Raw genomic sequence first — 19,841 nt, forward strand, 5'->3', positions numbered from 1 at the left:
GCCGCTCCCCCATGGGCCCCTGCGACGTCCCCGCGGGGACGTCAGTAGGCTGAAGCTCTTATGAAGGACCTGAGCATCGTCTTCCACACTCCAGAGATCCCCGGCAACACCGGCAACGCAATCCGTCTTGCGGCCGTGACCGGAGCGCATCTGCACCTCGTCGAGCCCCTGGGCTTCGACCTCTCCGACGCGAAGCTGCGGCGAGCCGGTCTCGATTACCACGACCTCGCGCACGTGACCGTCCATCCGACCCTGGAAGACGTGTGGGAGACGCTGGGCGGCCGCCGCGTCATCGCCTTCACCACGCACACGCAGGACAGCTTCGCGGACGTCGCCTACCAGCCCGGCGACGTGCTCCTGTTCGGCAGGGAATCCACGGGGCTGCCCGACGAGGTCGTCGACGATCCGCACGTCGACCTCCAGGTGCGGATCCCCATGCAGCCGTCCCGCCGGTCACTCAATCTCGCGAACTCCGCCTCGATCGCGGTCTACGAAGCCTGGCGACAGCACGGGTACCCCGGAGGGGCGTGACGAAGCGATATGATCGAGGCGATCCATTCGGGCTCAGCGATGTGCCTTCCCCAGGCCCGTCGTCGAAGCTCGGAGGCAGACACTGAAGACCAACGACGAAGGACATCGTCTCGCATGACTGATCCCACCACTCCCCGCGTCCTCACCATTGCAGGATCTGATGTGTCCGGAGGTGCGGGCATCGCAGCGGACCTCAAGATGATCAACGAGTACGGTGCGTTCGGCACCGCCGTCGTCACCTGCGTCGTCACGTTCGATCCGGACGACTCGTTCGGGCACGTCATCAACTTCCTCGACACGGACCTCATCGTCCAGCAACTGGAATCCACACTCGCGATCCACGACTTCTCCGTCATCAAATCGGGGATGCTCGGGTCCGTCGATTCGGCGCTCGCCCTCGCCGGCCGTCTCCGTGAGAACGAGCTGCCCTACGTGTTCGACCCGGTGCTCGTCTGCAAGGGCAGCGGCACGATGGTCGACCTCAAGGACCTGTTCGTCGAGAACCTCGTGCCCCTGGCGACTGTCATCACCCCGAACCTCGAGGAGGCGGCGACGCTGACCGGCGCGGATCCGATCGAGTCGATCGACGAGATGGTCACGGCCGCTCGCGCGATCAAGGCGATGGGTGCCAAGCACGTCGTCGTGAAGGGCGGCGCGCGTCTGGCCGGACCGGACGCCATCGACGTCCTGCTCGAGGAGACGGAGTCGGGAGAGCGCGTCACCGTCCTGACGGCGCCGAAGGCTCACGAGAAGCTCGTGAACGGTGCGGGGTGCTCCTTCGCCTCCTCGATCGCGGCGGGACTCGCGACGGGTCTTGACGTCGCGGAGGCGGTCCGGAGCGCGAAGGCCCGGGTCGCCCACGGGATCGCCTCCTCGCTCGTGAACGCGACCGGGGTCGATTCGCTCTTCCACCCCGCCTCGCGTGTTCAGCCGCAGGAGGGGCTGTTCGTGACAGTGGAGGACTACGGCGCCGAGGACTGAACGCCTGGACCGAACGACTGCGGGCCCGGAACCCTCGCGAAGAGGATTCCGGGCCCGCAGCCGTGTGAGAACGCGTTCAGCCGCGGCGGCCGAAGCCCTTGTAGCGGTCCTTGAACTTCTCCACGCGGCCGGCGGAGTCGAGGATGCGCTGCTTGCCCGTGTAGAACGGGTGCGATGCCGAAGAGATCTCGACGTCGATCACGGGGTACGTGTTGCCGTCCTCCCACTCGAGGGTCTTCTCGCTCGTCGCGGTCGACCGGGTGAGGAACTTGGTGCCGGAAGCGAGGTCATTGAAGATGACCGGGCTGTACTCCGGGTGGATGTCCTTCTTCATTTTAAGTCCTTTGCTGTGAATTCTGATCAGGCCCTGATGCAGCTCGCGCTGCCTGCCAGTGCCCGAATTCCGCACTTGTCCGCGACCGACATGGAGGTCTGGCCCCGAGGGGCCGCGCGCGGACCAGCTACTCATTGTACACAGGTGCGGACCGCTCGTGGCTAGGCTGAGGGCATGAGCATTCTTCCCGAGTTCGTCACCACGTTCACCCTGCCCGAGGCAGTCGAGCACCAGCCGCCCCTCCTGGGCGACCCGGTCGCCCGAGCCGCCGCCGAGGCCCCGGCCGCGCTGCAGAACGCTCGCGCCTTCGCGATCGATCCGGACCTCGCCGACACCGCGGCGCTGATGGAGGCGTACGACCTGCCTGCGGAGGCCTCCGCGAACTGTGTGGTGATCGCTGGGACGCGGGACGGGGATGAGCGTGTCGCGGCGTGCGTGGTGCTCGCGTCCACGCGAGCGGACGTGAATAAGCGGGCCAGGAAGCTGCTGGACGTGCGCAAGGCCTCCTTCCTGTCGATGGATCGAGCGGTTCAGGATTCCGGGATGGAGTACGGGGGCATCGGTCCGATCGGTCTGCCGGAGGGATGGCGTCTGCTGATCGACTCGCGTGTGGTGGAGCAGGCGGAGGTGGTCATCGGCTCCGGGATCCGCGGGTCGAAGATCGTGATGCCCGGAGCGGCTCTCGCACAGCTTCCCGCCGCCGAGGTCGTCGAGGACCTCGCGGTCGAGATCGCCTGACGGCGCGAAGCCTGACTGCGGGCGTGTAGGGGGGCTCGCGCGGCTGGGGTCCCCGCTCGGAAGTTTTCCACAGCTCCTGGTCGTTCTCTTCCGAAACTCGAGGAGAGCGTATAGATTAACGCCCACTGGCATCGATGCTGATGAGGTGGTTGCGGGTGGAGGAGTTCCGACCAGGCGCACGGTTGTGCCACGGACGGTCTCGTCGAGGTGAGAAAACTCGCCGAGCACTGGGGATCGCCGGAGCGGCACTGACGACGCTGTCGCTGATCGGGCTGTCAGGGTGTTCGGGCGCAGCCGATGCAGTACCCACAGTCGGCCCCACTGCCGGCGCCGACGAGTCAGTGGAGCCAGCCGAGTATGAGCCGTCTCTGCCGCCCTATACGAGCGAAGTCGACCTGTCGGCCGAGGACGAAGCCGAGGTCGAAGAACTCCTGCTGCTGATTGATGAGTTCAGCACGTATACGTCGGATGTCACCGCGCAATCAGTATCTGGTTTACAGTCCATTAAAGACAACCTGGATCCGAAATTTATCTCGTCACATGAAGAGTTTGTCTCAGAAGTTAACGCTGATGGCCACGAAGTAGGCGGTTCTGTCACCATTTCCGATACTGCGGTTTGGCGATTCGAGGATCACAATTACGCAATGGTCGGAATTTGTTATGACTACGATCACTGGGGCGTGGTTGACCCGGATACTGGTGATGCCGTTGAGGGCCATGAGGTTAACCAGGATATAGAAACAATGGGATATGTTGAAGCCGAACTGATTGACTCAGAGTGGACCTTATACAACCAAAGGTTCTATGAGGACGGTGCGGGGTGCAATGAGATCCGCTAAGTTCCTCGTAGCAGTCACTTTAATGATCCTCCTGCCAATGCTCGCAACAATAAAAGTCAGCCCTCCAGCACAGTCGCTCTCAACAAACTCGGCAGGTCCGGACTGCGCACATCGTGGGAAGAACAAAATCGAATGTAGAGGCGACGGTGGAGGGAACAAACCACCTCCAAGACGGGACAACGGCGGGGGCGGCGGGAATGGCGGTGGAGACCGCGGCGACAGACGTGGCGGCGGAGGACCTCGGACCGACCCCGATGGACCCGGGTCCTGGTGCGAGATTCCAGAGGGGCAAGAAGCGACCATATGCGAGCACGGCGATCCGGAGTCCGACCCGGACGGCGGCGGTGGCATAGCTCCCCCGATTCCCAGCGAGTCCGACTTCGCGAGCTTCGACATTCCGCCGTCGACTCCGCACGCTCTCCCCGTCGACTGGACGGTCATCGGCAAACCGACCGCTTTCTGGGCGGATGCGAGCGTCAGGGAGTTCTCCGCGGAACTGCTGGGTTTCCCACTGCAGGTGCGTGCGACACCGATCGAGTTCCACTGGGACTTCGGCGACGGGAACTCCACCTCCGCGACGTCTCCCGGCAGGGAGCCCAGCCACCCCCAGTACGGGTCGATCACCCATACGTACAGCGACAAGGGCGACCGCACCGTCACGCTCACGACTGTCTACACCGGCGAGTACAGCTACGGCGGCGGTTGGAGCCCGATCCCGGGAACCGCCGCAGTCCAGAGCGACGGCCTCTCCATGACGGTCTACCGCTACCACAAGTACCGCGTCGAGGATGACTGCAACGAGAACCCCTACGGCACGGACTGCACTGCTGGGTGAGAGCGCCGTGCAGCCGATTGAGGGGCCGCGCTACTCGCCGACGAGGTAGTCGATGAGAGGCTCGTAGAACTGCGGCAGGACGTTGTCGTCGAGGGGGACGGCGACGTCGACCTGTTCCTGCGCCTCGGCGACGAACAGCGCAGGATCGTTGCAGTCCGCGTACCCCACTGTGCGCAGGCCCGCGCTGCCGGCGGCCCCGGCCCAGCCATGGTCCGCGACGACCAGGTCCGGTGTACCCTCCCCCGTCGACTGCAGTGCTTCGAGCAGGGCGAGCATCGGCTCTGCGAAATGCGTGTGCGGCAGACCGCCGTGCTGATGCCAGACGTGCACGCGGTCCATCCGCCGCACATCACCACCCACCGGAGCACCCGCTGGAGCACTCACCCACACGGGTTCGGACGTCTCATCGACCTGGAGGCCCGCGATCGTGGCACCGCGCGACTGCGCCCACGCGGCCACTGCCTGATGCACAGGCAGGAGGCCCGCCGGGTGCCCGGTCGCGAAGAGGAGCGTCCCGCGCGCCTCCACGACCTCCAGCAGCACGGATCGCATCCGGTCCAGTGCGTCGATGCACTTCTCCGCGGAGATCGTATCCACGCCCTCGACGAATCGGCGGTCGTCGCTGATCCCGACTCTGTCGACCATGAGGTCGAACACCTCGTCCTCGGTCCACTCGCGCGAGAGTGAGACCCCGAAGTCGAACTGCCGCTCCTGTGCGAGGAACCGCCCGATGTGGGCCAGATTGTTCTCCCGCGGAGTCGCGACCCGACCGGTGATCCTCACAGCGTCGAGGTGCCGGGCCAGGACCGCGCGATCGGGTCTTACCCGCGGTGCGGACTCAGGCTGCGGCTGATTCATCGTCATCGAAGCGACTCCTTCTTCTCACTCTGCGACCTTCTCACTCGGCGATGTCGTCATTCATCGATCTGCAGTGCGTAGCAGGCGACAGCCGTCGCCGCGGCGACATTGAGGGAATCGACACCGTGCGCCATCGGTATGAGCACGGTCGCGTCGGCGGCATCGATGGTCGCCCGCCGCAGCCCGTCGCCCTCGGTGCCCATGACCAGCGCCACCTGCTCGGGTGCACCGGCGGCGAACTCCTTCAGCGGAACACTGTCCTCCTCGAGCGCGAGCGCGGCGACGGTGAAGCCGGTCTCCCGCAGCTCCCCCAGTCCGTGCGGCCATCGTGTGAAGCGGGCCCACGGCACTTGGAAGACCGTCCCCATCGACACGCGGATGGATCGCCGGTACAGGGGGTCGGCGCATTCGGGAGAGAGCAGGACAGCGTCGACGCCGAGGCCCGCCGCAGACCTGAAGATCGCACCCACGTTCGTGTGGTCGACGACGTCTTCCACGACGACGACCCGTCGTGCGCCCGCCACGGCCTCGGCGACGGGCACCGGGTCGGGACGCTCCATGGATGCCAGCGCTCCCCGGTGCAGATGGAATCCGGTGATGCCCTCGATCCGTGCGTCCGATCCGATGAGGATCGGTGCGTCGCGCCTCCAGGTGCTGCTGAGCGTCTCCACCAGACGGGGGAACCACAGTCTGGTCATGAAGAACGACCTCGGCGTGTGATGCGCGGCGAGGGCACGGTTGATGATCTTGCTCGACTCCGCGATGTAGAGGCCGTTGGCGGCCTCCGTCGACGCGCGCAGCCGCACGTCGGTCAGCTGCGAGTACTCCGCCACGAGAGCAGCTGTGTCTCGGGTAGCGGCAGCGCCCTCCGAATCGTCCGAACGCTCGTCGATGAACCGCAGCCGCTCGACGTCGATCCCCCACGTCTGTGCGAGGGCGAGGATCTCCTCATCCGTCGGTTCGGGCTTCTTCGGGGTGTTCACTGCCGCGTCCTCCAGATGCTCACGGGATCCTGCGGCCGATCACAGGGCGAGGATGCGCCAGAACGCCACGAGGCCCAGGACCACGATGATGACGCGCAGCAGGACGGGGCTGAGCTTCCGTGCCACGCGTGCACCGAAGTACCCGCCGAACAGCGATCCGATCGCGATGAGGAGCACCGCGAGCCAATGGATCCGATCGAAGCCGACGATCGTGTAGACCGTCGCAGACGTGATGTTCACGACGAGCACGAGCACGTTCTTCGCCCCGTTGATCCGCTGCAGGCTGTCCGGCAGGACCAGCCCCAGCAGGCCTACGAGGATGATCCCCTGCGCTGCGGCGAAGTAGCCGCCGTAGATCGCGGTGAGGAACACGATGAGGGTGACCAGCATCCACCGACCGGGCGACAGGAGACCCATGCCTGCGGAAGCCGGATCGACCTCGGCGGTCTCCACGATCTCAACAGTCTTCTTCTTCCGCAGGAAGCGCTGCACCATCGGCTGGAAGACCACCAGCAGCAGCGCCACCACGATGAGGACGGGGACGACCGACTCGAACGTGTCGTCCGGCAGCGTGAGGAGGAGGAACGCTCCCACCAGCGAGCCGATCAGTGACGCCGGCACCAGCTTGAGCAGCCGCTTGCCCTGCCCTCGGATCTCCTCGCGGTAGCCGAAGGACGACGCGACGCCTCCGGGGATCAGGCCGATCGCGTTGCTCATCGTCGCCGTGACGGGCGGGACCCCGAACGCGACGAGAGCGGGGAACGTGATGAGTGTGCCCGATCCCACGGCGGCATTGATGGCCCCTGCGCCGACCCCCGCGAGGAGGATGGCTATGATTTCGTAGATCTCCACGGATCAGTCGTGCGCGCGAGCGGTGAAGCGCCCGTCCTGCTCATCGAGGATGACGGGTACATCGAACGTGGCGGTGAGGTTCTCAGCGGTCAGCGCCTCACGCAGCGGGCCCGCGGACACGATGCCGCCGTCCCGCATCAGCAGAGCGTGCGTCACGCCCTGGGGGATCTCCTCGACGTGGTGGGTGACCATCATCGTCGTCGGCGCGCTGGGCGAGCCGAGGATCTCCGTCAGCGCCTGCAGGAGCTCCTCGCGACCGCCCAGGTCGAGGCCGCTGGCGGGCTCGTCGAGCAGGAGGAGCTCCGGGTCCGTCATGAGCGAGCGGGCGATCTGGGCGCGCTTGCGCTCCCCTTCGCTCAGGGTGCCGAACGGCCGGTGCGCGAGATCTCCGATTCGGAACGCGTGGAGCAGGTCCTCGGCACGCTGCACGTCCGATTCCTCGTACTCCTCGGTCCACCGGCCCAGCACTCCGTAGGCTGCGGTCAGCACGAGGTCCCGCACGATCTCCGAACCGGGGGTCTGCTGCGCGAGGTTCGACGAGGCGAAGCCGATGCGCGGTCGCAGCTCGAACACGTCGACCCGTCCCAGCGTCTCCTCGAGCAGGTTCACCGTGCCCGTGGTCGGGTGCATGCGCGCCCCGGCGAGCTGCAGGAGGGTCGTCTTGCCGGCACCGTTGGGCCCCAGGATGGCCCAGTGCTCGCCTTCGCGCACCGTCAGGCTGAGCTCCTCCAGGAGGATCGTCTGACCGCGACGGACACTGACCGAATCGAACTCCACCACTGCACTCATACCTGTCACCCTATACTTCCAGCGATGCTCACGACGACACCCCTCCTCCCCGTCCTCTTCGCCACCGCGGTCACTGCGCGGCTGGCGGAACGCACTGTCCCCGACGACGTGTCGGAGGCGTTCGTGTCCGCCGGCCTGCCGGTCCCGCTGGTCGTGTCCGACACCGTGTTCGCGCCCCCTGCGGGGTCCGGCGCCGAGGTCCCTGCCGGGCTGCTGCTCTGGGCCGCCGGTCTGCGCCGTGCCGGAGCCGTGAGGGTCCGTGCCGAACCCGTCCACCCGTCGCTGCCGCTGCGGGTGCCGCGCCTGGACCGCGACGGACGCCGGGCGACGGCGCGCGCTTCTGCGCGGACCCGGGCGCTGTGCGTCGTCGAGGATGCGGACGGCGCAGCCCTTGCAGTCGCCGCGGTGGGTCTGGAGGGCGATGTCGTAGTCGTGCCCTGCGCACCGTCCGTGTTCACCACTGTCGACCACACCACCCCCGCCGAGGCCTCACGCCGCCTGCGCGAGTCCGTCATGCACGCGCTCGCGGCCGTCGAAGCGCACGGGCAGTCGTTCACGGACGCAGACTCAGAGCCCCTCGCGGACCTTCCCTGGCGCGACTGGCAGGCGGATCTGTCCGGAGACCACGACGACACGCAGCACGCGGCGCTCGCACTCCTCACGGGCGATCACGATGCGGCCCGCAGCCTCCACACGGCGCTGCACGTGCACGGGAGCCTGTCCTCGCTCGCGGTGCCGGCCCAGACGGGCGGTCCGGTGGTCGGCCCGGCACTCGCCGAGGTCCACAGCGCGGCGGCCCGGGTCATCACCGCGCTCACTCGGCTTAGGATCGAATCATGACTGATCAGGGCCTGCTCGTGTTCGACGTCGACTCCACGTTCATCGAGGAGGAGGTCATCGAGCTGCTCGCCGACGCGACGGGCAGACGCGACGAGGTCGCTGCGGTGACGGAGCGTGCGATGCGCGGAGAGCTGGACTTCTCCCAGAGCCTCCGGGAGCGGGTGGCGGTCCTCGAGGGCCTGCCGGTCAGCGTCTTCGCCGATGCCGCGGCCGCGGTCACGCTGACGCGCGGTGCTCGCAAGGTCGTCGCCGCGGCTGCGGCATCAGGCTGGGCGGTGGCACTCCTGTCCGGGGGCTTCACCGCCGTCATCGAACAGGTGACGCGGGGGATGGAGATCGACGAGGTGCGTGCGAACCACCTCGAGACCCGCGCGGAGGGCGGCACCGAGGTCTTCACGGGGCGCGTCCTGGGCGAGATCGTCGACCGCGCCGGCAAGGCCCGTCATCTGCAGAGCATCGCCCGCGCGCGCGGCATCGACGTATCGCGCACGATCGCCGTGGGCGACGGTGCCAACGACATCGACATGCTCGAGGCGGCCGCGGTGGGCGTCGCCTTCTGCGCGAAGCCGGCTCTGCGCCCCCACGCGGACGTCATCGTCGACGAGCGGGACCTCATGACGGTGTGGCAACAGGCCCGACGCGCACTCCTCACTCCTTGAAGTGACGGATGAGCTCCGGCCGCGCCGCGCCGGCGACGTGCGGCGCGTTCAGGTCGTCCCACGACTCCAGGCGGAACACCGCGATGGAGCTCGGCGGGAACCGCGGCACTTGCCCGGAGGCACCGCCGTCGGTCACATGCGCGACGACACCGCTCACGGTCGGTTCGTGTCCGACGATGACGGCTCCGGCAGCATCGGCCGGGATCGCGGCCATCGCATCGGCCCAGGCATCCACCCAGCCGCTGTAGAGCGATGGATCCTTCACCACAGCGGCAGGTGCCGCACCCAGACCGCTCGTGATGGCCTCGGCGGTGGCGACTGTGCGGACCGCTGAGGAGGCGATGACCGTGTCGATCGCGGGTGAGAGCGAGGCCAGGTGCTCCCCCATCCGGCGGGCCTGGGCCTGACCGGCGTCGCTGAGGGGCCGGTCGAAGTCGTCGGTTCCGGCCTCGGCTGCGGGGATGGTATGCGCGTGGCGGGCGAGTACGAGGAGAGGCATGCTCTCACCGTACCCGCCCGCCACGGGGGTCAGGCGCCGGTCGCGTGCAGACCGCCGTCGACGTGGACCATCTCACCGGTCGTCGCCGGGAACCAGTCGGACAGCAGGGCGACGATCGCCTTGCCCGCGGGCTCCGTGTCCGTCTGGTCCCAGCCCAGCGGTGCGCGCTGGCCCCAGACGTCCTCGAATGCCTCGAAGCCGGGGATGGACTTCGCCGCGGTCGTCTTCAGCGGACCGGCGGACACGAGGTTCACGCGCACGCCGTCGGCACCCATGTACTTCGCGAGGTAGCGGGAGGTCGATTCGAGAGCGGCCTTGGCCACGCCCATCCAGTCATACGCCGGCCAGGCGATCCGCGCATCGAACGTGAGCCCGACGATGCCCGCACCCTCGTTGAGCACGGGACGAGCCGCGACCGCGATCGACTTCAGCGAGTACGCGGAGACGTGGAACGCATTGGATGCGGATTCGAAGGGGGTGTCGAGGAAGACGCCGCCCAGTGCGTCCTTCGGTGCGAAGGCGATCGCGTGGACGATGCCGTCGATGTTCCCGCCCAGGCGCTCGGGCAGCGCGGCGAGGTCGTCGTCGTTCGTCGCGTCGAGCTCGATGACCTGAGCCGTCTGCGGGAGGCGCTCCGCGATGACCGAGGTGATCTTCATCTGGCGGCCGAACGAGGAGAGGATGACCTCCGCTCCCTGCTCCTGTGCGAGGCGGGCCGCGGCGAAGGCGATCGACGCCTCCGTGAGCACGCCGGTGATGAGGATGCGCTTACCGTCGAGGATTCCCATAGGTGGGCCTTTCTGATCAGAGGGTGTCGAGGGCGACGTCTGCCGTCGAAGAATCGTGCGAAGAGTCGTGTGGGTCAGTGTCCCATGCCCAGGCCGCCGTCGACCGGGATGACGGCACCGGAGATGTACGCGGCCTCGTCCGAGGCGATCCAGCGGACCACCTTGGCGACCTCGTCCGGCTCCGCGAAGCGCTTCGCCGGGATCTGCTGCAGGTACTCCTTCTGCTGCTTCTCCGGCAGCTCGTCCGTCATGTCGGTGCGGACGAAGCCCGGCGCGACGACATTGGCGGTGATGCCGCGGGAGCCGACCTCGCGCGTGATCGACCGGGCGAGGCCCACGAGCCCCGCCTTCGACGAGGAGTAGTTCGACTGCCCGGCCACTCCGTAGAGCCCGGAGACCGAGGAGATGAGCACGATGCGGCCGTACTTCGCGCGGATCATGTTCGTGATCGCGCGGCGGGCCGTGCGGTAGGCGCCGCCCAAGTTTGTGTCGATCACGGAGGTGAACTCGTCATCCGTCATGCGCATGAGGAGGTTGTCCGCGGTGATGCCCGCGTTCGCGACGATGATCTCGACCGGGCCCAGCTCCGCTTCGACGGTGGTGAACGCCTGATCGAGTGAGTCCGCATCGGTCACGTCCGCCGCGACGGCGAGTGCCCCGTCCGGCGCGTCGCCGCTGCGCGAGGTGACCGCGACCCGGTGGCCGGTGGCGATCATCTGCTCCGCGATCGTCCGTCCGATGCCGCGATTGCCGCCGGTCACGAGCACGACGCGAGGTGTCACGGCGGCCTCTGGAGCACTCGGGGTGGTCTGGGTCATTGTCATCTCTCCTGGGCAGGTCGAGCTGAGCCGCAGAGATCACACGGTCTGCGGGGTGGGCATGAACAGGGACCACACTATCGGAGATAGAATGAGCAGTGGCTATGGCGGAGAACAGACCCCCGACCTCTGTCTCGGATGCACAGGAATCCGCTGACAAGGACTACGAACAGCGCGTGAGGCGCTACACGATCTCGATGATCATCCGAGTCGTGTGCCTTCTGCTCGCCTTCGTCGTCACCGGTCCGCTCCGGTGGGTCATGCTGGGCGGCGCCGTCGTGCTGCCGTATATCGCGGTCGTCATCGCGAACTCCCGCAACGAGCGGCTGGTGCACTACGACATGTCGGGCGTCGACGGACCACCGCGGTCCGTCCTCCCGCCCGAACCGACCCGCTCTGATCGCTCTGGCGCATCCGACGCACGGGAGGCGCCGGACGCGTCCGCGGAGCCGCTGATCGTCGGCGAGGTCCTGGCCGATACGTACGACCGCACGACACCCGAGGAGGACGAGGATGGCCGTTGAGGCACCCGCGCTCATCTGTTCCGCGAAGGGCTGCGGCGACGCGGCCGTCCATGCTCTGCTGTGGAACAACCCGTCGCTCCACACTCCGGACCGGCGCAAGGTCTGGCTCGCGTGCGACGAGCACCGCGAGCACCTCGAGGAGTTCCTCTCGCTGCGCGGCTTCCACCGTGAGACCGTCGACGCCCATGCGATCCCCGAGGGTGCTGGATGAAGCTCCTCTTCTCCCGCCGATGGCTGCAGTACTTCGCCTTCGCCATCGTCGCCGCGCTGGTCTGCGGACTCCTCGCGTCGTGGCAGAACGACCGCCGCGCGAATCGGGACGCGGAGATCGAGCGCATCGAGGCGCACTACGGCGCCCCGGCAGTGCCCCTCGACGAGGTCCTGCCGAGCACCGATGCGCCGTTCTCGGAGGACGAGGAGTGGACGCACGTCCAGGCGACGGGCACCTATCGCACTGACGAATCGGTGGTCGCCCGCAACCGCCCGAAGGCCGGCAGCGCGGGCTACTGGATCCTCGTGCCCTTCGATGTGCAGGGCGGCGGCACGCTGCTCGTGGCCCGCGGCTGGGAGTCCGGCTCCGGTGCCGATGCATCCGCCGCCGAGGCCCCCGCCCCTCCCCCGGGGGAGGTCACCATCTCCGCGTGGCTGCGTCCCGCGCAGGAAGGCGACCCGTCGGAGAACACCGGTGAGTCCGTCGTGGCAGTCGATCCGCCGCTCATCGTGGGAGAGGAGGCCTATGCGAATGCGTACGGGTACCTCGACTCCGAGGAACCGCCCCCGGCCGAACCCCTCGAGGCCCTGCCGGAGCCGAACACGGACCCGGGCTCGCACCTGAGCTACACGTTCCAGTGGATCACCTTCGGCATCATGATCCTGGTCGGAGTCGCCTACGCCGCGAAGCGGGAGCGCGCGGCCATCCGCCGCGGTGAGCGCGACGACGAGCTCGCGGAGGATTCCGTCGTGGACGGCGTCGAGTACGTCGTGGTGGACAAGGAGGCGCTGAAGGCAGGGGGCGTCAAGCGCCCCGGGCGCAGTCAGGCTGCCGCCCGGAAGGCTGCGCTGGCCGCCAACCTCGGGATGGAACCGCGGAAGATCCCGCGCTCGCGCAGACGCGAGCAGGAGGACGAGGACGCGGCACTCGACTCCCAGCTGGGCGTCTGAGACCCAGCCGGGCACGCTCAGTCAGGTCAGCGTCACGAGGTCCAGGTAGGACTCCGACCAGTGGTCCTCATCGCCGTCCGGCAGCAGCAGCACCCGATCGGGGTCGAGTGCCTGGACCGCGCCCTCATCGTGGGTCACGAGGACGATGGCGCCCTCGTACCGGCGGATCGCAGACAGGATCTCCTCGCGTGATGCGGGATCGAGGTTGTTGGTCGGCTCATCCAGCAGCAGCACGTTCGCGCTGGAGACGACGAGTGTGGCCAGGGCCAGTCGGGTCTTCTCACCGCCGGACAGCACGCTCGCCGGCTTGTGGACGTCGTCTCCGCTGAAGAGGAACGAGCCCAGCACGGTGCGCACTCCGGTGTCGTCGAGGTGCGGCGATTCCGCGCGCATGTTCTCCAGGACGGACTTCGACATGTCGAGCGTCTCGTGCTCCTGCGCGTAGTAGCCCAGCTTGAGGCCGTGACCGGGTACGACCTCGCCCGAATCCGGATCCTCGACACCGGCCAGCAGGCGCAGCAGCGTCGTCTTGCCGGCTCCGTTGAAGCCCAGGACGACGACGCGCGTCCCACGATCGATCGCCAGGTCGACGCCCGTGAACACCTCTGTCGATCCGTAGGACTGCGAGAGGCCCTCCGCCGTCAGGGGCACACGACCGCAGGCGGCGGGTGCGGGGAAGCGCAGGTGCGCGACCTTGTCCGCGGCACGCTCCGCCTCGAGCCCGGACAGCATCTTGTCCGCGCGCTTCGCCATGTTCTGCGCCGCGACCGTCTTGGTCGCCTTCGCCCGCATCTTGTCCGCCTGGGCGTGCAGGGCAGACGCCTTCTTCTCCGCGTTCGCCCGCTCCCGGCGACGTCGCCGCTCGTCCGCCTCCCTCTGCTTGAGGTACTGGCGGTAGGACATCGAGTAGATGTCGATCACCTGGCGGTTCGCGTCGAGGAAGAAGACCTTGTTCACGACCTCGTCGATCAGATCGAGGTCGTGGGAGATGATGACGAGTCCGCCGGAGTACGTCTTGAGGTAGTCGCGCAGCCACATCACGGATTCCGCGTCGAGGTGGTTCGTGGGCTCATCGAGGATCATCGTGTCCGGCGCGGCGAACAGGATCCGTGCGAGTTCGACACGGCGGCGCTGACCGCCGGACAGCGTGTCGAGCGTCTGATTCAGCAGGGGCTCGTCGAGTCCCAGGTTGGCCGCGATCGAGAACGCCTCCGACTCCGCGGCGTACCCGCCTGCGGCGACGAACTCCGCCTCGATGCGCGGATACTTGTCGATGGCCTTCTCCATCACCTTCGGATCCGGTGAGGACATCTGCTCCTCGGCCCGACGCATGCGTCGCGCCAGCACATCGAGCTCACGGGCTCCGAGGATCCGCTCCCTGCCGGTCGACTTCGGATCGCCGGCGCGCGGATCCTGCGGGAGGTAGCCCATGGAACCGGAGCGGGACACGGTGCCCTCCGTCGGCTGCATCTCCTCCATGAGCACCTTGGTGAGTGTGGTCTTCCCCGCGCCGTTGCGGCCGACGAGACCCACACGGTCTCCCCTGTCCACGCGGAACGACACACCCGTCATGAGTGTGCGCGAGCCGACGACGACGCTCAAGTCTCCTGCAGAGATCATGCGCGGGCCTCCCATCCGGTGCGGATCAGATCCGCGAGCAGTTCCTGCGGGCTGCGGCCGGCGGACCGTGCACGTGACACGATCGCCTCCGCGAGGTCGACCTCGAGCGGGCACGACACGACGACCGTGGAGGTCTCGGTGGCAGCCGCCTCGGGGGTGGTGAGGGTGGGCTCGGCTGTGGCGCCGTTCGGCGTCCCCATCCCGGGGCCGCTGGGAGCCGGCCTGCCGGCGCGCATGGCCTCTGCCGCTGCGCGGGCGCGCTCATCGGCGGCCTCGTTGAGCGAGTGTCCCGAGTGGCCCTTCACCCATTCGAAGCGCACGCTGAGATCCGCCGCGTCCCGGGCCGTCATGAGTGCGTCGAGTCGCTCCATCTGGTCACGATTCAGGACGTCTTCCTTGTTGGCCTTCTTCCAGCCCTGCAGCTTCCACTTCGGCATCCACTTCGTGATCGAGTTGATGACGTACTTCGAGTCGCAGAGGATGTGGAGATCGTCGACGTCGGCTGCGGCTTCCAGGAGTTCGATGACGGCCTGCAGCTCACCGCGGTTGTTCGTCCCCGAGGGCCAGCCGCCTGCCGCCCAGCGCTCCTCGTCGATGTACCAGGCCCAGCCTGCGGGGCCGGGGTTGCCGAGTGCCGATCCATCGGCGGCGGCGGTGAGGGTCACAGATTCTCCGTTTCGGGGTGGGACGTGTTTCGGGGCCACATCATGCTACCGGGAACGACGCAGGGGCCCCGCATCCGTCAGCACGTGTCAGTGCCGACGGCGCGGAAGCCCCTGCGCTCCGAAGCCCGGTGGACCGGTGGTTCAGATGGTGACGCTCAGATGTTGAAGCCGAGCGCGCGCATCTGCTCGCGGCCGTCCTCGGTGATCTTCTCCGGGCCCCACGGCGGCATCCAGACCCAGTTGAGCCGGAACGCCGGGACGATCCCGTCGAGCACCTGGGCGACCTGGTCCTCGAGCACGTCCGTGAGGGGGCAGGCTGCGGATGTGAGCGTCATCTCGACGATCGCGATGCCCTCCTCGTCGACGTTGACGCCGTACAGCAGTCCGAGGTCGACGACGTTGACGCCCAGTTCGGGGTCCATCACGTCATAGAGCGCTTCGGTCACCTCTTCGGGCGACGCGGTGCTGGGTGAATCGATGACTTCAGGCATGGGTGATCACTCCTTCGTAGTCTCAGCTTGCGCGATCGCGTCCTCGAACGCCACCCACGCGAGCAGAGCGCATTTGATGCGACCGGGGAACTTCGACACGCCCTGGAACGCGGCTGCGTCTCCCAGCAGGTCCTCGTCCGGCTCGCCCTTCCCGCGTGAGTGCATGAGTTCGCGGAATGCGGGTGCCGCCGTGCGGAAGCCGTCGGCGCCCTGCTCCTGGAGCAGTTCGCCGGCGACGGACGCGGACGCCATGGAGATGGAGCAGCCGGAGCCGTCCCACACCAGAGGGTGCTCCGTGCCGGTGACGGGACCGTACTCGACGGTGATCTCGTCACCACACGTGGGGTTGACCTGATGCGACGAGCCGAAGCCCGCGGGCCGTTCGTCCGCGGACGGTGCGCGCAGGGTGCCCTCGCCCACGCGCTGCTTCGCGTGGTCGAGGATGACCTGCTGGTAGAGCTGTGTGAGATCCGTCATGGTGTGCCTCCATCCAGGCCGAAGAACGGTCGGACGCCGCGGAGTGCCGCGACGAACTGGTCGACGTCGTCCTGGTCGGTGTAGACGGCGGCGCTGGCGCGCGTCGAGGCGGTGATGCCGTAGCGGCGGTGGAGCGGTTGGGCGCAGTGGTGGCCCACGCGTGCGGCGACGCCCTGGGCGTCGAGGAACTGTCCGACGTCATGGGCGTGGACGCCGTCCACGTCGAACGCGACGGCGCCGATCCTCACGGCCGGATCGCGCGGTCCGAGGATCCGGACCCCGGGCACGGATGCGACTCCGTCGAGCAGGGCCGCACCGATCGCCCGTTCATGCGCCGCGATGACGTCCATCCCGATCTCGCTCATGTACTCCACAGCCGCTGCGAGGCCCACGATCTGGGCGACCGGCTGCGTGCCCGCTTCGAACCGCTGCGGTGCGGGCAGGAACCCCGACTCCTCCATCGTCACCGTCGTGATCATGGAACCGCCGGTGAGCACCGGCGGCAGAGCGTCGAGCAGCTCCTTGCGTCCGTAGAGCACGCCGACCCCGGTGGGGCCGAGCATCTTGTGCCCGGAGAACGCCGCGAAGTCAACGCCGAGGCCGTGGAGGTCGAGCGGGAGATGCGCCGCGGACTGGCACGCGTCCAGCACCGTGAACGCACCGACCTCGCGGGCCCGCTCCACGAGCCGGGGGACGTCGTTGACGGTCCCCAGGACGTTGGACACGTGCGTGAACGCGACCACGCGGGTGGATGCGTCGACGACCTCCGACAGATCAGTGAGGTCGAGATGGCCATCGTCCGTCAGCCCGAGCCAGCGGAGCTCGGCCCCCGTGCGCAGCGCGAGCTGCTGCCATGGGACGAGGTTCGCGTGGTGCTCCATCTGCGTCACGACGATCGAGTCGCCGGGACCCAGACGGAACCGCTCCGCGTCGGACCCGCCGAGGCCTGCGGAGGCGTTCGCGAAGCCGTAGGAGATCACATTGAGCGACTCCGTGGCGTTCTTCGTCCAGACGATCTCCTCCTCCGCCGCGCCGACGAACCCGGCCATGGCGGACCGGCCGGCCTCGAAGGCGTCCGTCGCCTCCACCGCGAGGGTGTGCGCCCCGCGGTGGACGGCGGCGTTCGACCGGGTGAGGAAGTCCTGCTCCGCGTCGATGACGCACGTCGGCTTCTGCGCGGTCGCACCCGAATCCAGGTACGCGAGCCGCTTGCCGTTGACCGTGCGCTCCAGCAGCGGGAAATCGCCCCGCACGCGGGTGGTCTCGAGATGATCCATCGACGCGTATCCGCTCAGGCCTCGACGAGGAAGCGGTCGTAGCCCTCGGCCTCGAGGCGATCGGCGAGCTCCGGGCCGCCGGACTCCGCGACGCGGCCGTTCACGAGCACGTGGACGCGGTCGGGGCGGACGTACTGCAGGATGCGCGTGTAGTGCGTGATGAGCAGGACGCCCAGGTCGCTGTTCTCCCGCGCGACGTTGACGCCCTCGGAGACGATGCGCAGGGCATCGACGTCGAGTCCGGAGTCCGTCTCGTCCAGCACCGCGAACTTCGGCTTCAGCATCTGCATCTGCAGGATCTCGTGGCGCTTCTTCTCACCGCCGGAGAAGCCCTCGTTCACGCTGCGCGAGGCGAACTCCGGGTCCATGCGCAGGTTCTTCATGGATGCGGACAGCTCCTTGGTCCACGTGCGGAGCTTGGGGGCCTCGCCGTCGACCGCGGTCTTCGCGGTGCGCAGGAAGTTCGTCACGGTCACGCCGGGGACCTCGACGGGGTACTGCATCGCGAGGAACAGGCCCGCCTTCGCACGCTCGTCGACGGACATCGCGAGGACGTCCTCGCCGTCGAGCGTGACGGTGCCGGACGTCACCTCATAGCGGGGGTGGCCCGCGAGTGCGTACGCGAGCGTCGACTTGCCGGAGCCGTTGGGGCCCATGATCGCGTGCGTCTCAGTGCTGTTGATGTCCAGCGTGAGGCCCTTGAGGATCTCCTTCGGCCCGGTCTCCGTCTCGACGGAGACGTGCAGATCCTTGATGGAGAGAGTGGTCATGACTACCTCGTATTCGTGTCTGAGTGGAAGTGTGTTGTCAGCCGGAGACGTCGACGAAGATCTGTCCGTCGCGCTCTTCGCACGCGTAGACCTCGACGGGTTCGAACGCCGGCGGTGTCGTGGGTTCCCCGCTGCGCAGATCGAACGCGGAGCCGTGCAGCCAGCACTCGACCGTGCAGCCGATGACGTCGCCCTCTGCGAGGGAGACCTCACCGTGCGTGCACACGTCGTCGATCGCGTGGACGTCTCCGTCCTCGGTCCGCGCGATGCAGACCTCCCGGTCCTCGACGATGATGCGCACGGCGGAGCCGGCGGCCAGGTCTGCTGCGGGGAGTACGGGGACGAGGCTCACTGGACGCTCCGCGCGAGCTCTTCTTCGATCTTGTCGGTGAGCGCGGATTCGATCTCCGGGATGCCGATCTTCTGGATCACCTCGTTGAAGAAGCCGCGGACGACGAGTCGACGGGCCTCCTCTTCGGGGATGCCGCGGCTCATGAGGTAGAAGAGGTGCTGCTCGTCGAACCGGCCGGTCGACGACGCGTGACCCGCACCTTCGATATCGCCGGTCTCGATCTCGAGGTTCGGCACCGAATCGGCGCGGGCACCGTCCGTGAGGATGAGGTTGCGGTTGAGCTCGTACGTGTCGATGCCCTCTGCCTCAGGACGGATGAGCACGTCGCCCACCCAGACGCTGCGAGCGTCCTTCCCCTGCAGCGCGCCCTTGTACATGACGTTCGAGGTCGCCTTCGGGGTGTTGTGGTCGATGAAGGTGCGGTGCTCGAGGTGCTGGCCCGCGTCCGCGAAGTAGAGCCCGAGCAGCTCCGCTTCGCCGCCGGGGCCCCGGTAGCGCACGTTCGAGCCCAGGCGGACGATGTCGCCGCCCAGCGTCACGGAGATGTGGCGGTAGTGCGCGTCCTTGCCGACGAGCGCGTCGTGCTGCCCGAGGTGCGCGGATCCGTCGTCCCACATCTGCAGGGACGCCAGCGTGAGTGACGCTCCGTCCTCGACGATGACGGAGAAGAACTCCGAGTACCGGGCGCGGCCCTCGTGCTCGAAGACGACCGTCGCCCTGGCATTGGCGCCGATCGTGAGCAGCACGTGCCCATGGACGGTGTCGTCGCCCGTGCCGTTCGCGCGGATGATGACGGGCTCGTCGATCTCCGCATTCGCGGGGATCGAGTAGTGGGTCACTCCCCCGGCCCGCGCCGCCGCGATGACGGCAGGGCGGTCCTCGGGCTCGAGGATGCCGAGGGCGCGTGCCGCCTCGAGATCGATCGTCTCGACGGTCACCTGCTCGGGCAGGTCAGTGGTGATGGAGAGCGCCGCGTCGGTCCCGGCGTCCTCGAAGAAGTCGGCCAGGCGCTTCACCGGGGTGAAGCGCCACTCCTCCTCCCGGCCGGTGACCGGGGGGAAGTCCGCGAGGTCGAAGCTGCGGATGCGGTCCTGGCGGCCGTTGAGGAGTGCGGGCACGCCGGAGCGCGTATCCAGTGTCTGTGTCATGTGTCTTAGGTC

The 19,841-nt window shown here is 67.8% G+C and carries 26 protein-coding genes; 10 read left to right on the plus strand and 16 right to left on the minus strand.

Annotated features, from left to right (window positions below):
- The first annotated feature begins 60 nt into the window (after positions 1-60).
- Positions 61-531 (plus strand): tRNA (cytidine(34)-2'-O)-methyltransferase, encoded by a 471-nt coding sequence (locus BSP109_RS01730; protein ID WP_101599186.1) that lies wholly within the window; start codon positions 61-63, stop codon positions 529-531.
- A 114-nt stretch (positions 532-645) separates the two neighbouring features.
- Positions 646-1,512, plus strand: coding sequence for a PfkB family carbohydrate kinase (locus BSP109_RS01735; RefSeq protein WP_101599187.1), 867 nt, complete (start codon positions 646-648; stop codon positions 1,510-1,512).
- Between the two features lie 76 nt (positions 1,513-1,588).
- On the opposite strand, the gene BSP109_RS01740 is transcribed toward BSP109_RS01735, so the two are convergent.
- On the minus strand, positions 1,589-1,846 hold the full coding sequence (locus tag BSP109_RS01740) for a type B 50S ribosomal protein L31 (RefSeq protein ID WP_087006601.1): 258 nt from the start codon (positions 1,844-1,846) through the stop codon (positions 1,589-1,591).
- A gap of 174 nt (positions 1,847-2,020) precedes the next feature.
- Here BSP109_RS01740 and BSP109_RS01745 point away from each other — a divergent pair, with 174 nt between their 5' ends.
- The 3 genes from BSP109_RS01745 (at position 2,021) to BSP109_RS17935 (ending at position 4,258) form a co-directional block, all read left to right on the plus strand.
- A complete protein-coding gene (locus tag BSP109_RS01745) occupies positions 2,021-2,584 on the plus strand; it encodes a YbaK/EbsC family protein (RefSeq protein WP_101599188.1) in 564 nt (187 codons plus the stop codon).
- A 155-nt stretch (positions 2,585-2,739) separates the two neighbouring features.
- Positions 2,740-3,423, plus strand: a complete 684-nt coding sequence (locus tag BSP109_RS01750; RefSeq protein WP_146001071.1) for a hypothetical protein — start codon at positions 2,740-2,742, stop codon at positions 3,421-3,423.
- Between the two features lie 37 nt (positions 3,424-3,460).
- Entirely contained in the window at positions 3,461-4,258 is a 798-nt protein-coding gene (locus tag BSP109_RS17935) for a PKD domain-containing protein (RefSeq protein WP_374700119.1), read from the plus strand.
- 30 nt (positions 4,259-4,288) lie between these two features.
- Here the strand turns inward: BSP109_RS17935 and BSP109_RS01760 are convergent, their stop codons facing one another.
- Genes BSP109_RS01760 through BSP109_RS01775 form a run of 4 tightly spaced genes read right to left on the minus strand, consistent with a single transcriptional unit; the run spans position 4,289 to position 7,740 of the window.
- Positions 4,289-5,122 (minus strand): phosphatase, encoded by an 834-nt coding sequence (locus BSP109_RS01760; protein ID WP_374700116.1) that lies wholly within the window; start codon positions 5,120-5,122, stop codon positions 4,289-4,291.
- Between the two features lie 50 nt (positions 5,123-5,172).
- Complete coding sequence (locus BSP109_RS01765; RefSeq protein WP_101599191.1) at positions 5,173-6,099, minus strand: RNA methyltransferase; 927 nt, start codon at positions 6,097-6,099, stop codon at positions 5,173-5,175.
- A gap of 39 nt (positions 6,100-6,138) precedes the next feature.
- Entirely contained in the window at positions 6,139-6,951 is an 813-nt protein-coding gene (locus tag BSP109_RS01770) for a sulfite exporter TauE/SafE family protein (RefSeq protein WP_101599192.1), read from the minus strand.
- A 3-nt stretch (positions 6,952-6,954) separates the two neighbouring features.
- Entirely contained in the window at positions 6,955-7,740 is a 786-nt protein-coding gene (locus BSP109_RS01775) for an ABC transporter ATP-binding protein (RefSeq protein ID WP_101599193.1), read from the minus strand.
- Positions 7,741-7,764: 24 nt separating this feature from the next.
- Between BSP109_RS01775 and BSP109_RS01780 the strand changes: the two genes are divergently transcribed.
- Entirely contained in the window at positions 7,765-8,580 is an 816-nt protein-coding gene (locus BSP109_RS01780) for a hypothetical protein (protein WP_101599194.1), read from the plus strand.
- A complete protein-coding gene (gene serB, locus BSP109_RS01785) occupies positions 8,577-9,239 on the plus strand; it encodes a phosphoserine phosphatase SerB (RefSeq protein ID WP_101599195.1) in 663 nt (220 codons plus the stop codon). Before BSP109_RS01780 ends, serB begins: the two co-directional genes overlap by 4 nt.
- Here serB and BSP109_RS01790 read toward each other — a convergent pair.
- The 3 genes from BSP109_RS01790 to fabG all read right to left on the minus strand — a co-directional run bounded on the left by BSP109_RS01790 (position 9,229) and on the right by fabG (position 11,344).
- On the minus strand, positions 9,229-9,738 hold the full coding sequence (locus BSP109_RS01790) for a histidine phosphatase family protein (protein WP_101599196.1): 510 nt from the start codon (positions 9,736-9,738) through the stop codon (positions 9,229-9,231). The two genes, serB and BSP109_RS01790, sit on opposite strands and share 11 nt — an antisense overlap.
- A 29-nt stretch (positions 9,739-9,767) precedes the next feature.
- Positions 9,768-10,526: an enoyl-ACP reductase FabI gene (gene fabI, locus BSP109_RS01795; protein ID WP_087007393.1), complete on the minus strand. Its 759-nt coding sequence runs from the start codon at positions 10,524-10,526 to the stop codon at positions 9,768-9,770.
- Positions 10,527-10,600: 74 nt separating this feature from the next.
- Positions 10,601-11,344 (minus strand): 3-oxoacyl-ACP reductase FabG, encoded by a 744-nt coding sequence (gene fabG / locus BSP109_RS01800; RefSeq protein WP_087007391.1) that lies wholly within the window; start codon positions 11,342-11,344, stop codon positions 10,601-10,603.
- 104 nt (positions 11,345-11,448) lie between these two features.
- Between fabG and BSP109_RS01805 the strand changes: the two genes are divergently transcribed.
- Genes BSP109_RS01805 through BSP109_RS01815 form a run of 3 tightly spaced genes read left to right on the plus strand, consistent with a single transcriptional unit; the run spans position 11,449 to position 13,029 of the window.
- Positions 11,449-11,868, plus strand: coding sequence for a DUF3099 domain-containing protein (locus BSP109_RS01805; RefSeq protein ID WP_101599197.1), 420 nt, complete (start codon positions 11,449-11,451; stop codon positions 11,866-11,868).
- Complete coding sequence (locus BSP109_RS01810) at positions 11,858-12,079, plus strand: hypothetical protein (RefSeq protein ID WP_087007386.1); 222 nt, start codon at positions 11,858-11,860, stop codon at positions 12,077-12,079. The genes BSP109_RS01805 and BSP109_RS01810 overlap by 11 nt, the downstream gene beginning before the upstream one ends.
- Positions 12,076-13,029 (plus strand): SURF1 family protein, encoded by a 954-nt coding sequence (locus tag BSP109_RS01815; protein ID WP_101599198.1) that lies wholly within the window; start codon positions 12,076-12,078, stop codon positions 13,027-13,029. Before BSP109_RS01810 ends, BSP109_RS01815 begins: the two co-directional genes overlap by 4 nt.
- A 21-nt stretch (positions 13,030-13,050) precedes the next feature.
- Here the strand turns inward: BSP109_RS01815 and BSP109_RS01820 are convergent, their stop codons facing one another.
- The 8 genes from BSP109_RS01820 to sufD form a co-directional block, all read right to left on the minus strand.
- Entirely contained in the window at positions 13,051-14,649 is a 1,599-nt protein-coding gene (locus BSP109_RS01820; RefSeq protein WP_087007437.1) for an ABC-F family ATP-binding cassette domain-containing protein, read from the minus strand.
- The gene (locus BSP109_RS01825) at positions 14,646-15,314 is read right to left on the minus strand and encodes a ribonuclease H (RefSeq protein WP_087007383.1); all 669 of its coding nucleotides are present in this window, start codon (positions 15,312-15,314) and stop codon (positions 14,646-14,648) included. Before BSP109_RS01825 ends, BSP109_RS01820 begins: the two co-directional genes overlap by 4 nt.
- A 155-nt stretch (positions 15,315-15,469) precedes the next feature.
- A complete protein-coding gene (locus BSP109_RS01830; protein ID WP_087007381.1) occupies positions 15,470-15,805 on the minus strand; it encodes a metal-sulfur cluster assembly factor in 336 nt (111 codons plus the stop codon).
- A gap of 6 nt (positions 15,806-15,811) precedes the next feature.
- Positions 15,812-16,282, minus strand: coding sequence for a Fe-S cluster assembly sulfur transfer protein SufU (gene sufU, locus BSP109_RS01835; RefSeq protein ID WP_087007379.1), 471 nt, complete (start codon positions 16,280-16,282; stop codon positions 15,812-15,814).
- Positions 16,279-17,559, minus strand: a complete 1,281-nt coding sequence (locus BSP109_RS01840) for a cysteine desulfurase (protein WP_087007377.1) — start codon at positions 17,557-17,559, stop codon at positions 16,279-16,281. The genes sufU and BSP109_RS01840 overlap by 4 nt, the downstream gene beginning before the upstream one ends.
- 14 nt (positions 17,560-17,573) lie before the next feature.
- Positions 17,574-18,329 (minus strand): Fe-S cluster assembly ATPase SufC, encoded by a 756-nt coding sequence (gene sufC, locus BSP109_RS01845; RefSeq protein WP_087007375.1) that lies wholly within the window; start codon positions 18,327-18,329, stop codon positions 17,574-17,576.
- Between the two features lie 37 nt (positions 18,330-18,366).
- Positions 18,367-18,681 (minus strand): non-heme iron oxygenase ferredoxin subunit, encoded by a 315-nt coding sequence (locus BSP109_RS01850; protein ID WP_087007373.1) that lies wholly within the window; start codon positions 18,679-18,681, stop codon positions 18,367-18,369.
- Positions 18,678-19,829, minus strand: a complete 1,152-nt coding sequence (gene sufD, locus BSP109_RS01855) for a Fe-S cluster assembly protein SufD (protein WP_087007371.1) — start codon at positions 19,827-19,829, stop codon at positions 18,678-18,680. The genes BSP109_RS01850 and sufD overlap by 4 nt, the downstream gene beginning before the upstream one ends.
- Between the last annotated feature and the right edge of the window lie 12 nt (positions 19,830-19,841).

It is taken from the genome of Brevibacterium sp. Mu109, from assembly GCF_900169375.1.
GTDB classification, from domain to species: domain Bacteria; phylum Actinomycetota; class Actinomycetes; order Actinomycetales; family Brevibacteriaceae; genus Brevibacterium; species Brevibacterium yomogidense_A.